The sequence below is a fragment of the Flavobacterium sp. OHVDL-2026-0007 genome, assembly GCF_059882335.1.
The window spans coordinates 4,236,634-4,249,939 of sequence record NZ_CM187612.1 but is presented as its reverse complement, the minus strand read 5'-3'; the positions used below and the strand labels follow the sequence as shown (position 1 = coordinate 4,249,939).

Sequence of the window (13,306 nt, the reverse complement as noted above, 5' to 3'; positions counted from 1 at the left end):
CCTTTAAAACCAACTGATCCTTAAGCATGAAAAAAATTACTTTACTGTTTTCTTTCCTATTTTTAACACTTTCTTCTTGTGGGGTAAAAACAACCCAATCCCTGTTAAGTGATGGCAATTATGACGGGGCCATTGATCGTGCAATCGAAGCCTTAAGAACCAAAAAGGACAGCAAAGGAAAACAAGATTATGTGTACTTACTAGAAGAGGCTTTTGCAAAAGCAAAGGACCGTGATTTACGCAATCTCGACTTGATGGTTAAGGAAGCTAATCCAGCTAACACGGAACGTATTTATAATACCTATTTACAACTGAACAATCGTCAGGAAAAAATCAGACCTCTATTGCCTTTGCCTTTATTGAAACAAGGAAAAAATGCTTCATTTGCTTTTGATAATTATTCAACTGAGATCGTCAGCAGCAAAAATGCACTTTCAAAATATTTATATGAAAATGCTTCCGCTCTTTTAAAATCGAAAAACAAACTAGACTTTAGAAAGTCTTATGATGATTTTTTCTATTTAGAAAGCATTAATCCTGGGTATAAAAACAGCAAGAAATTAATGGATGATGCCCAGTTTAAAGGAACTGATTTTGTTGATGTTTATGCCAAAAATGAAACCAATATGGTGATACCGAAGGCGCTGCAGGATGATTTATTGGATTTCAAAACCTATGGATTAAATGATAAATGGACAGTTTATCATAGCGCCAGACAAAAAAACATTACATACGATTATACCTTGGTTGTTAGTTTTAGACAAATTACTATTTCACCAGAACAAATTAAGGAGAAAGAATTCAGCAAAGAAAGACAGGTTAAAGATGGCGTAAAAACCTTATTGGACAGCAGAGGAAAACCGGTAAAAGACAGCTTAGGCCGAGAAATAAAAGTAGATAAGTTCAGGATGCTTCGTGCTACCATTTATGAATTCAGGCAATTTAAATCTTGCCAGATAACGGCAAAAGTGGATTATATTGATGTAAAAACGAATCAGTTATTGCAATCGTTTCCCGTAACGACTGAGTTTATTTTTGAGAACATTTACTCCACTTATAAAGGAGATAAAAGTGCTTGTGAAGAGAGTTATATGACGTATTTTAATAAACGTGCTATTCCTTTCCCGAACAACGAGCAAATGGTTTTTGACACTGGTGAAGATTTAAAAGCCCGAATTAAAAACATTATTGTAAACAACAAATTTAGGAATTAAATCATGCTGCAAATCAATAGAAAAACGTAAGATGGTCATCAATACGATACTCGACAACATATTTGAGCTACCTGAAGAATCTCAAAAAATCATAGAAGAAAACATAACACAAGTTTGTTTTCCGAAGGGTCACATTCTATTAAAAGCTGGAAAGATCGAATCCAATATTTATTTCATAAAAAAAGGAATCGTAAGGGCATATGTCAATCAAAACGACAGTGATATTACTTTTTGGTTTGGAAGAGAAGGCGAAACCATTATTTCGATGAAAAGTTATGTCGAGAACCAAAAAGGCTATGAAGATATTGAGCTTTTGGAAGAATGCGAACTATATGAATTAAAAACAGCCAACCTACAAAAACTCTTTGCAGAAGATATTCATATTGCCAATTGGGGAAGAAAATTTGCAGAAAAGGAACTCATCAAAACAGAAGAAAGACTGATTTCAAGGCAATTCAAAACAGCCTCAGAACGCTATAACGAACTAATAACTCATAATCCCGATCTCATCAAAAGAGTACAATTAGGACATATCGCTTCTTATCTTGGTATTACACAAGTTAGCTTAAGCAGAATACGAGCGGATCTAAAATAAAAAGATTCTCATTTTTTATCATTTGTAAAATTTTAATCCATTTTGCTGACGGATCTTTGCCCCCTAAAGTATAAAAATATGAATTGGGTTCTTTTAATTATTGCTGGATTATTTGAAGTGGCATTTGCATCTTGCTTAGGAAAAGCAAAAGAAGCAACAGGAAATGATGTTTATTTATGGTATGGAGGATTTTTAGCATCTCTTATCATTAGTATGTTACTTCTTGTCAAGAGCACTCAAACTTTACCTATCGGAACTGCCTATGCAGTATGGACAGGGATTGGCGCAGTGGGCACAGTTTTGGTCGGTATATTTGTTTTTAAAGATCCTATCAATTTTTGGCGATTGTTCTTTATTGCCACCTTAGTGGGTTCTATCATCGGATTGAAATCGGTGTCACATTAATCATACTACAACTAAAAAAAGCAACTTAATTTCATGAAATTAAGTTGCTTTTTTTTTACACTTCCTGATCACTACTCCCCCTTTGAGCTTCTTTTTTTAGCTTTAAACTCCTCCTGATTATTAAAAAACAAACAAACTATCACTTATACATTAAAAAGTTACGTATATTTGCAACTGAATGATTGCGCATTTAAATATATCAAAATGAAAAGAGATGTTTTTCAAGCCATTGCCGACCCCACCCGCAGAGCTATTTTAGTATTAATTGCGACTAACGCCTTAACACCAAATGCTATTGCGGAACAATTTAATACCACAAGACAAGCTGTCTCGAAACACATTAAAATTCTAAACGAATGTGAATTATTAGCAGAGAAGAAAGTGGGAAGAGAAATCTACTATCAACTCAAAATTGACAAAATGAAAGAAATTGACCAATGGTTAACACAATTCAAAGAAATTTGGGAAAACCGTTTCAGTCAATTAGATCAACTATTAACACATCTAAAATCTAAAGAAAATGAAATCTAATCTATTGATGAATTTTACCGTAGACAAAGAAAATAGCTCGGTAAAGGTAAAACGTGAATTCAATGCCTCACTTGACCATGTATGGGCAGCGTGGACAGAACCTGAAATACTGGACCAATGGTGGGCGCCTGCACCATGGAAGTCTAGAACAAAAAATATGCAATTTAAAGAAGGTGGCCGCAGGCTCTACGCCATGGTGGGACCTAAAGGGGAAGAACATTGGGCTATAGCCGATTTCAGCTCGATCACTCCAAAATCAAACTTTAAATACTTAGATGCTTTTACCGATAGTCAAGGTAACCTAAACCCAGATTTCCCAAGATCTAATTGGAATGTTGATTTTTCACCACAAGGTGACTTAACCATTGTTGACATTACCATTAAGCACAAAAACTTAGCTGATTTGGAAGCCATCATTCAAATGGGATTCAAAGAAGGCTTCACCATCGCTATGGAAGGTTTGGACGAAATTTTTGCCTCGAGAACAACCTAAGGTCGGTTTTCCAAATCAAAAACCATTCAAAATAATGAAAAAGAGCGAAGTAATTGTAATTTAAAAAGTCCTCAACAATTACTTCGCTTCTTCTTTATATCGCTTTACTGACATCCGATTCATCGCGAAATTATTGATGATGTGCCCTTATAATTTCCCAATTGTAACGCCAAAGAATCATAGATTTAATATCTTTATTCTTTTGAAACAAGATGGAAAATCAAAACAGCACAGCACCAGATAATACAGCCGTAAGAACAGCTTTATGGAGAGCGCTACATCTTCAGGTAGATAGTAAACCCTATATTCTTGAAGACCAAATAGGCTTACAATTAATTGCTCCCAATGAGGGCTGGCAAAACCGCCCTGACATGCATCCGCAATTCACCAAACGCCTTAGGGCATCTATGGTTGCTCGCTCTCGTTTTATTGACGACTTAATTATTGAACACAGCACTAAGGGCATTACTCAATATGTCATCCTCGGCGCAGGCCTCGACACTTTTGCCCAACGAAGACCCGATATCGTATCCAATATTCAATTATATGAAATTGACCAGCCAGCAACACTAGCCTGGAAAAAACAGCGCTTAAACGAACTTGGTTTTGGTATTCCCCAGAACTTACATTTCGTTTCGGTTAATTTCGAAACCTCCACTTGGTGGGACCAACTGTTAAAATCAGGATTCGATATCACGAAACCGAGCCTTATCGTCTCTACAGGCGTTACGTTGTATCTTACATCAGAGGCAATTGACAGTACCCTAAAACAAATTACGACACTTGCATCAGGCTCAAAATTAGCTATGACTTTTTATTTACCGATGGAATTATTAGATGAGGAGGACAAACCCTTACAAGAAATAGCGGAGAAAGGGGCCCGAGAAGCTGGAACTCCATTTATGAGCTTTTTCTCTCCCGCTGAAGTATTAAATCTATCCAATAAAGCAGGCTTTAATGAGTCCAAAATAATATCCTCTAAAGACTTAGAACAGCTTTATTTCATAAACAGAACAGATCATCTTTTGCCCTCCAGCGGAGAATTCTTTCTATTGGCTACTACTTAATTAAACAGAAGTGACTTTATCCACTACTGCAAAAGAAAAGCCAAACTGCTCATTCCAAAAAACAAAACTGTACCTCAAAAAATAATGAAAAACATAAATGAAACTAAATTAGACAATCCGGTTTGGAATTCCTTATCCGAGAATCACTCCCCATTTTGCGTTAATCATGAAAATGTAAAATTCTATCATCCTGATTATTGCCCCTTCGGAGCCTTTGCAAAACCCGAAAATCTTCCCCAAGCCATCCAAAACTATTCCTTATTAACCGACCAATTTTTTATCGTTGGGGAAAAACCTGAAATAGCCAATAGCCTAAAACTCGCCAAAGAACTAGTCTGCCTACAAATGATCATCTACAACAAGATTGAACAACCCATAGCGCTCGAAATCGTTAAACTAACCCAACAGCATAATAAAGCATTATGCGATTTGGTTCATCTAGTACAGCCCGGTTATTTTAAAACCAAAACTCCTTTATTAGGCGATTATTTTGGTGTTTTTAAAGATGGGCAACTGATTTCTACAGCAGGTGAACGCATGAAAATGAACGACTTTACAGAAATAAGTGCCATTATTACACATCCGGACCATACAGGAAAAGGATATGCTAAACAACTCATCGCTCAGGTGGTAAATAACATTTTTGATCAAAATAAAACGCCATTTTTGCACGTCGTTGAAAGTAATATTGGCGCCATTGCCTTATACGAAAAACTAGGATTTATAAGCAGAAGAAAAATCAGTTTTTGGAATATTACCAAAAATCATTAATCTCTTTTTTTTAGATTTTGCAGTCAGATAAACCAACTACAATTCAAGCCGAGGAGCTATTAAGATCCATTTAGATTGAAATTAAATCATTTATTATGCTTATCTTGCAAAAATATACTCGATTTCGATCGAAAATTTCGATTTCTATATCTTAGAAATCCTACTGCAATTGATTTTGCCTCTTGAACAGCTGAAATTTTACAATCAGCACAAATAATCTAAAAATTTAAAAATGGAATTTAAATTACTTAATCCAATCACTGGGCCCGACCAAACCTATACGCCAGAAATTATTGCCACTTTTTTACACACTCATTTAGAACAATATGGTGACGAAAAAGCAGATATCCTTAAATCTATAGCTCATGCCTTGAATCCAACTAAAGGCGGTACTATTGTGCTAGGTTTAGACAACAACAAAATTGTTGGAACTGTCGTTTTAAACAACACTGGAATGAAAGATTTCCATCCGGATAACCTACTGGTATATGTAGCCGTAGATAATTCCGAAAGAGGAAAAGGATATGGAAAAAAACTAATGGAAAAAGCTATTGCTGTTACCCAAGGAAATATTGCACTACACGTAGAGCCTGATAATCCTGCAAAAAAATTATACGAAAAACTCGGTTTTACCAATAAGTATCTCGAAATGCGTTTAATCAAATAAGCCTTTATTCCAAAATTCAATAAAAAAACAAAGCCTAATGGCATTCATAAAATTATACCGACAGAAACTAAAAGACAACTACAACTTTCTAAATTCAATTTTTGAATCAAGAAATATTCAATGGGGAGTTGTGTCTAAACTTTTATGTGGAAACAAAATTTACTTAAAAGAAATCATTTCATTGGGCGTTAAAGAAATACACGATTCTCGCGTAAGTAATCTTAAAAAAATAAAATCACTTGACCCCACCATACAAACAGTATATATAAAGCCACCCGCTAAACGAAGTATCCCCAACATTGTTCGGTATGCCGATATTAGTTTTAATACTGAAATCTATACCATCCAAATGCTTTCAGAGGAAGCTAAAAAGCAAGACAAAATCCACAAAATCATTATTATGATTGAAATGGGAGATTTGCGAGAAGGCGTAATGGGTGAAGATTTAATTGAATTTTACGGTGCTATTATTCACTTACCTCACATTGAGATTTTAGGAATTGGTACCAACCTAAATTGTCTCAGTGGTGTAATGCCAACACAAGACAAACTCATCCAATTAAGTTTATACAAACAACTTATTGAAGCTAAATTCAATATTACAATTCCGTGGGTTTCTGGTGGAACATCTGTTGCCATCCCTTTGCTTCTCAAGAATGCCAGACCTATGGAAGTCAATCATTTTAGAATTGGTGAAGCCTTGTTTTTTGGAAAAGATTTATTTACTGGAGAAACGATTCAAGGCATGCACAATGATGTTTTTAAACTTTTTGCCGAGATTATTGAAATAACAGAAAAACCAGATGTACCCACAGGAGAATTGGGAGAGAATGTAGCCGGAAATACTTTTTCTATGCAAGATACAGCAGATTTTGGAGCCACTTCTTTAAGAGCTATTTTAGATATTGGCCTGTTAGACATGCAGCCTCAGTACCTAGAAGCAGTGGATCAAGAGATTACGATTGTCGATGCTAGCTCTGACATGTTGGTAATTGACATTTCTAGTTCAACACAACAATATAAAGTGGGCGATTTAGTTTCTTTTACGATTAAATACATGGGCGCTTTGTATTTATTAAGCTCTAATTATATAGAAAAAAACATAGAATAGCCAACTCTTTAAAACGCTACCTTTTTTAATTTCTAACTTCTTTTCCGCAATTTCAAACCCATCCAGACTATTTTGAAGCCCACAAATTGGGCTTTCAATCTAGCGATTTACCAGATAACACCATGTGAACTACCCACCCACAGCAAAGCTGATGGGTGTGGCTTCGGAGGTCATAGACTCACCTAATGGAAACGCCTTACTCCGTTTTTGTTTAATGTCCGACTTAGTTCCTAAACCAGACCATATTTTTATTCCTTGATTTTTAATATTGATGCTTGCATTAAAATCTCTGTTGTGGACTGTATTGCAGTTTTGACAAGTCCACACTCTATCTTTTAGAGTGAGGTCTTGGTTGATGTAATTACAGTTGGAACAGGTCTTGCTGCTTGGAAAGAATCGATCTATTTTAACAACCATTTTGTTATTCCAAGTAGCTTTATAAGCAAGCATAGTGTAGAAAGCACCTAAACTTACATCAGAGAATGCTTGTGCTAATTTATGATTCTTCATCATATTTTTCACAGCCAAATCCTCAATACAAATTACATCGTGGTTTTTGATGATTTCTGTACTGACTTTATGTAAATAGTCTTTCCTGATATTGGTTACTTTTTCGTGTACTGTTGCAAGTTTCGATTTCTGTTTTAATCTGGAATTGCTTCCTTTTGTTTTTTTAGATAATTGCCTTTGCTCGTATTGTAACTTCTTTAGATTGGTTTTGAGTGTTTTAATATTTTCATACACCTTACCATCTGAAAGTATTGCCAAATCCTTTATTCCTGTATCAATGCCAATCTTTGAATTTGTTTTTTCAGATGGAATATGCTCAACTTCACAAGTAATGCTTACATAATATTTGCCAGTTGTTGATTTTGATAGTGTCGCGAACAGAAGTTTGCCCTGAATTTCTCTATGCAAGTTTATTTGGATACCTTTCTTAAATTTTGGTATTTGTAATTTGCCCTCTTCAATAGATACCGATTGAGGGACAGTAAAACTCTGTCTATCAAACTTGCTTTTAAAACGAGGAAATTGGGTTTGCTTACGGAAAAAATTATTATAGGAAGTGTCTAAATTCCTAAGTGATGACTGCAAACTTTGAGAGTTAATTTCTTTGAGCCAAACAAATTGTTCCTCCTTTTTTAAAACAGTTAGGTCATTGGCATTATCGTAATAATTAAGTGATTTGTTTTGTTCAAGGTAGGTTTCTTTTCTACTATTTAAGTAACGATTAAACACGAATCTACAGGCTCCAAAGTGTTTGGCAAGGAGCTCTTTTTGCTCATTATCGGGAGCAATTTTAAACTTGTATGATTTGTGAATTACTTTCATCTATCATTAAATAGTCTGTTTTTTTTTTGTGAAAAAGCACTTTATTCCATAATCCGTAAAAATCGCCCTAATTTACAACAAATTAGTCGCAAGATTGTTTAAAATATCTTTTAATCTTTGTTTGCAAGTACGGTAAGGAATTACTTATTAGTAAGTTAAATGATTATGTTAAGCAAATATTTAAATCTATCGCCAATAATTCCGATTTTGAAATTGAAATATTTAAATCTGATATTGACCCTATTTGCTTCATAATTCGTTACATTCCACGGTTATCCATTACTCAAATAGTCCGTAGGTTAAGATAAGAATCTACTGGTCAAATTTGGCTATTACATTCTGTATCACTTCGTAAAGAGTATTGGTAGCAACATAGCTTTTGGTCAGATGGTTACTTTGTTTGTTCAATAGGTGAGGCATCTCCTAATTCTACTCAACAATACATACTTTCACAAGGTTAGTGTGTCGCTTACATCCCATCCACGTAAAAACGATGGATGGGTTTTACGCTCCGTTTTATAAATCATTTAAAAAAGTAGCACCACAGCATTGTAACAGTCCCAAAACCAGGGAATTTACATCGCTTGGGCACCTTTTCATTGCTTTTTTATATACCGCCAATTTCCAAAAATTTCCTTATATTAACCCAATCATGAATTCTATTAAAACTTAACAGCATCAATAAAAAACATCTTACAAAACAAAGTCTTTATAACATATTTTTCATATTTTTAGCAAAAATTTACCCAATAACCTATGAAAAAAGTTTTACTGTTACTCTTTTTGAGTGTTTTATTACCAAAAACGTATGCTCAAGAATACTTCCCTGTTAATGAAAATGTGCACAACAAAATCCAAAATTTTACGGCTTTTACCAATGCAACGATTTACGTAACGCCAACTCAAAAAATTGAAAAAGGAACTTTACTCATTCAAGATGGAAAAGTACTTGCCGTTGGCAATACCATAGCGATTCCAAAAAATTGTATCGTGATTAATTTAGAAGGAAAAACAATCTACCCTTCCTTTATTGACCTCTATACCTCTTTTGGGATTGAAAAACCAAGAAGAACTACTTCATTTACAGCCGATCCTTTGTATGATACCAAAAGAGTGGGCTATTACTGGAACGAAAGTGTTCGACCAGAACTAAACGGTTATGAAGCTTTTAAATACGACCAAAGCAAAGCTGAAGAATTATTAAAAGCTGGTTTTGGTGTTGTGGGCACTCATATTACGGATGGAATTGCACAAGGAACAGGAGTATTAGTCGCTTTAAACAATGCTGATCCTAGTAAACAAATTATATCCAACAAAATAAGCAATCATTTTGCCTTTACAAAAAGTACCCTAACGAATCAAGCGTATCCAAGTTCCTTAATGGGTATGATGGCCCTACTACGCCAAATGTACCTAGACCTGAATTGGTATAAAAAAGGAAACGCTGAGACCAAAGATCTATCGCTAGAGGCCTTAGCTAATAATGAAAAATTGGTTCAGATCTTTGCTACTGAAGACAAACTAAATAGTTTGAGAGCTGCTAAAATTGCTAAAGAATTTGGCTTGACCTATATCTTAAAAGGTAGTGGCAATGAATTTGAACGAATTGAAGAAATTAAAAATACTAACGCTAAATTCATTATCCCGATCAATTTCCCTGAAGCTTACGATGTGTCGAATCCTTATTTGTCCAACCAAATTGAATTGGCTGACATGCGTTTCTGGAACCAAGCTCCAACCAATCTAAAAGTACTTTCAGATAATGGGATTGTTTTTGCCTTGACCACTGATAAATTAAAAAAGACAGAAGATTTCAAACCCAATTTATTAAAAGCCATTAAATATGGTTTTGATAAAACAAAAGCTTTAGAAGCTTTAACCACTATCCCTGCTGCAATCTTAGGAAAGAGCAATGAAGTGGGAAGTTTAAAAACAGGAACTTATGCCAATTTTGTGATTACCTCTGGCGAAATTTTTGATGAAAAAACAATCTTATATGAAAATTGGGTTCAAGGAAATAAATTCATTGTAAACGATATTGATGCTAAAGATGTTCGTGGAAATTACGATTTAACTATTGGAAAAAACACCTATAAATGGACAATTGATGGCACAATTGAAGCACCAAAATCAGCCATCACATGGGTTGATTCGAAAAAAGTAAAAAACAACTTTTCGGTGACTAAAAACTGGCTTTCCCTTTTATTAAAACCGACTGATACGCTCTCTTCTAATTTTGTTCGTTTAACAGGATTTGTAGAAAAAACAGATCGTTTAGCTGGAAAAGCGGTTTTGTCAAACGGAGAAGAACTGACTTGGACTGCCTTAAAAACAAGCCCATTTATAGCGGTAAAAGATTCCTCTAAAGTAGAAAAACTGGATCCTATTATCCCTGCTACTTTTCCAAACGTAGCTTTTGGAGATTCAAAAAAATTAACCGCTCAAACATTATTATTTAAAAATGCTACCGTTTGGACCAATGAAAAAGACGGCATTCTTACCGAGACCGATATTCTAATTAAAAACGGGAAAATTGCTGCGGTGGGTAAAAATCTTTCAGATGCGTCAGCGACAATTATCGATGCGAAAGGAAAACATATTACCAGTGGAATCATCGATGAGCACTCGCATATTGCGATCTCAAGAGGTGTAAACGAAATGGGACACAATTCTACTGCCGAAGTGACCATTGAGGATGTAGTCAATTCTGAAGACATTAATATTTATAGAGATTTAGCTGGAGGTGTAACCATATCGCAATTGTTGCATGGTTCGGCCAACCCAATTGGTGGACGTTCTGCTATCGTAAAATGGAAATGGGGTTCCTCTCCAGAGGAAATGTTATACAAAAACCAACCTAAGTTTATCAAATTTGCCCTAGGTGAAAATGTAAAACAGGCTAATTGGGGTATTAAGAACCCTACCCGTTTTCCCCAAACGAGAATGGGTGTAGAACAGGTTTTTACAGATTACTTTCAACGTGCTAAAGAATATGAAGAAAGTTGGAAAAAATTCAATTCTGGTTCTAAAAAAGGGAAAGCACCTCGAGTAGATTTAGAAATGCAAACTTTAGTCGAAATTCTAAACAAACAACGTTTCATTACCTGTCACTCCTATGTAGAATCAGAGATTTTAATGTTAATGAATGTTGCTGAGAAATTTAATTTTAAAGTAAACACCTTCACTCATATCCTAGAAGGATACAAAGTGGCCGACAAAATGAAAGAACATGGTGTTGGAGCTTCTACCTTCTCAGACTGGTGGGCGTACAAATTTGAAGTAAACGATGCCATTCCTTATAATGGCCCCATTATGCACAACCAAGGAATAGTGGTTGCTTATAATTCTGATGATGCAGAAATGTCTCGAAGATTAAATCAAGAAGCGGCAAAAGCAGTTAAATACGGAAATATCTCCGAAGAAGAGGCCTGGAAATTTGTCACCCTAAACCCTGCAAAATTGCTGCATATCGATGATAAAGTCGGTAGTATTAAAATAGGTAAAGATGCCGATGTTGTGCTATGGAGTGATAATCCCTTGTCTATTTATGCCAAAGCGGAAAAGACTATTATCGAAGGAGTCGTTTACTTTGATATTGAAAAAGATATCCAAAAGCAGTCTTTGATCACTAAAGAGCGAAATGAATTGATCGGACAAATGCTAAAAGAAAAAAACAAAGGCATGAGCACGCAAGAGCCGACTAAAAAAGAAAAAAAAGCCTATCACTGTGATACTTTAGAGCAATAAAAGGCAGTAAAAATTCATACTGATTAAAACCCAAAACATGAGAAATAAAAACATACATATAGTGCTGCTCTTCTTTTGCGCCTTCATACAAATAAAAGCACAACAGCAACCAGCTCCAAAACAAACCAAATCCGTTTTAATATTAAATGCCACGGCACATTTAGGCAACGGAACTGTTATTCAAAATAGCGCCATCGGATTTAAAGACGGCAAACTTACCTTAGTCGCGGACGCTACGACAATTAGACTTGCCGCTAATGCTTATGATACTACAATTGATGCCACTGGAAAACACGTTTATCCAGGTTTCATTGTACCCAACACGACGCTGGGATTAGTGGAAATTGATGCCGTAAAATCATCTGATGATGAGGAAGAAATAGGTACTTTTAATCCCAATGTAAGAAGTATCATCGCCTATAATTCCGAATCAAAAGTAGTGGAAACAGTACGTCCAAATGGCGTTTTAATTGCACAAATTACCCCTCGAGGCGGTCGAATTTCGGGTACTTCATCTATAGTACAATTAGATGCTTGGAGCTGGGAAGATGCTATACTAAAAGAAAACGATGGCATACATCTTAATTTTCCATCCACTTTCAAAAGATCAGGCTCGTGGTTTGAACCTGGAATTATTGAAGCGAACAAGGACTACTCCAAACAAGTTTCCGATATCACTACTTTTTTAATCAATGCCAAAGCCTACAATCAGGACATAGCAAAAGAAAGAAATCTAGTATTAGAAGCAACAAAAGGACTCTTTGACGGCACTCAAACCTTATTTATTCATGCCGATGAAGAAAAGCAAATTATAGATGCGGTACAATTGGCTTTAGATCATCAAATTAAAAAAATGGTGATCGTGGGTGGTTTTGAATCCTATAAATCTGCAGACTTATTACAAAAAAATAATATCGGAGTTCTTTTAAGACGTGTACACGATATGCCAACAAGCGATGATCAAGATGTAAACTTACCTTATAAAATAGCTAAAATACTTACCGATAAAGGCGTTGTTGTTGGGCTAGAAAACAGTGGAGATCACGAACGTATGAGTGTTCGAAATTTGCCTTTTTTAGCGGGTACTTGCGCAGCTTTTGGCTTGGACAAAGAAAAAGCCTTGCAATTGATTACTTCTAATACTGCCAAGTTACTTGGCATTGATGCTAGTTGTGGTAGCTTAGAAACAGGTAAAGACGCCACCCTCTTTATTTCAGAAGGAGATGCTTTAGACATGCGTACTAACAAATTAACAACTGCTTTTATTCAAGGACGATCTATTAATCTAGAGACCTTTCAAAACAAATTGAATCAAAAATTCAAAGACAAATACCAGCAGAAGTAATTAAAATCTTTTTACAGAAAAGGCATCA

Annotated in this window: 12 protein-coding genes and 1 pseudogene; 12 read left to right on the top strand and 1 reads right to left on the bottom strand. The window is 35.2% G+C overall.

Translation table 11 applies throughout. The features are described from left to right. Positions 1-26: 26 nt before the first annotated feature. From AC51AA_RS17495 to AC51AA_RS17455, 9 genes are all read left to right on the top strand, one after another. Positions 27-1,214 (top strand): hypothetical protein, encoded by a 1,188-nt coding sequence (locus tag AC51AA_RS17495; RefSeq protein WP_500703477.1) that lies wholly within the window; start codon positions 27-29, stop codon positions 1,212-1,214. Positions 1,215-1,245: 31 nt separating this feature from the next. Further along, positions 1,246-1,809, top strand: coding sequence for a Crp/Fnr family transcriptional regulator (locus tag AC51AA_RS17490; RefSeq protein ID WP_500703476.1), 564 nt, complete (start codon positions 1,246-1,248; stop codon positions 1,807-1,809). Between the two features lie 78 nt (positions 1,810-1,887). Next, the gene (locus tag AC51AA_RS17485; protein WP_500703475.1) at positions 1,888-2,214 is read left to right on the top strand and encodes a DMT family transporter; all 327 of its coding nucleotides are present in this window, start codon (positions 1,888-1,890) and stop codon (positions 2,212-2,214) included. Between the two features lie 204 nt (positions 2,215-2,418). Next, positions 2,419-2,745 carry an ArsR/SmtB family transcription factor gene (locus AC51AA_RS17480; protein WP_500703474.1) on the top strand — a complete coding sequence of 109 codons (327 nt, stop codon included), beginning with the start codon at positions 2,419-2,421 and terminating at the stop codon, positions 2,743-2,745. After that, the gene (locus tag AC51AA_RS17475) at positions 2,735-3,238 is read left to right on the top strand and encodes an SRPBCC family protein (protein ID WP_500703473.1); all 504 of its coding nucleotides are present in this window, start codon (positions 2,735-2,737) and stop codon (positions 3,236-3,238) included. The genes AC51AA_RS17480 and AC51AA_RS17475 overlap by 11 nt, the downstream gene beginning before the upstream one ends. Positions 3,239-3,450: 212 nt before the next feature. Beyond that, positions 3,451-4,305: a class I SAM-dependent methyltransferase gene (locus tag AC51AA_RS17470; RefSeq protein WP_500703472.1), complete on the top strand. Its 855-nt coding sequence runs from the start codon at positions 3,451-3,453 to the stop codon at positions 4,303-4,305. An 84-nt stretch (positions 4,306-4,389) separates the two neighbouring features. Then, entirely contained in the window at positions 4,390-5,076 is a 687-nt protein-coding gene (locus tag AC51AA_RS17465; protein ID WP_500703471.1) for a GNAT family N-acetyltransferase, read from the top strand. Between the two features lie 232 nt (positions 5,077-5,308). Beyond that, on the top strand, positions 5,309-5,743 hold the full coding sequence (locus AC51AA_RS17460; protein WP_500703470.1) for a GNAT family N-acetyltransferase: 435 nt from the start codon (positions 5,309-5,311) through the stop codon (positions 5,741-5,743). Between the two features lie 37 nt (positions 5,744-5,780). After that, a complete protein-coding gene (locus AC51AA_RS17455; RefSeq protein ID WP_500703469.1) occupies positions 5,781-6,854 on the top strand; it encodes an alanine/ornithine racemase family PLP-dependent enzyme in 1,074 nt (357 codons plus the stop codon). Between the two features lie 129 nt (positions 6,855-6,983). Here AC51AA_RS17455 and tnpB read toward each other — a convergent pair whose 3' ends face one another. Continuing rightward, a complete protein-coding gene (gene tnpB, locus AC51AA_RS17450; protein WP_500703468.1) occupies positions 6,984-8,186 on the bottom strand; it encodes an IS200/IS605 family element RNA-guided endonuclease TnpB in 1,203 nt (400 codons plus the stop codon). 110 nt (positions 8,187-8,296) lie between these two features. Between tnpB and tnpA the strand changes: the two are divergent. The 3 genes and pseudogenes from tnpA to AC51AA_RS17435 form a co-directional block, all read left to right on the top strand. Then, positions 8,297-8,647 (top strand): annotated as a pseudogene (tnpA, locus tag AC51AA_RS17445) (IS200/IS605 family transposase); the annotation flags it as partial. Positions 8,648-8,942: 295 nt separating this feature from the next. Then, positions 8,943-11,933, top strand: a complete 2,991-nt coding sequence (locus AC51AA_RS17440; protein WP_500703467.1) for an amidohydrolase family protein — start codon at positions 8,943-8,945, stop codon at positions 11,931-11,933. A 37-nt stretch (positions 11,934-11,970) separates the two neighbouring features. Further along, complete coding sequence (locus AC51AA_RS17435; protein WP_500703466.1) at positions 11,971-13,278, top strand: amidohydrolase family protein; 1,308 nt, start codon at positions 11,971-11,973, stop codon at positions 13,276-13,278. Positions 13,279-13,306: the final 28 nt, after the last annotated feature.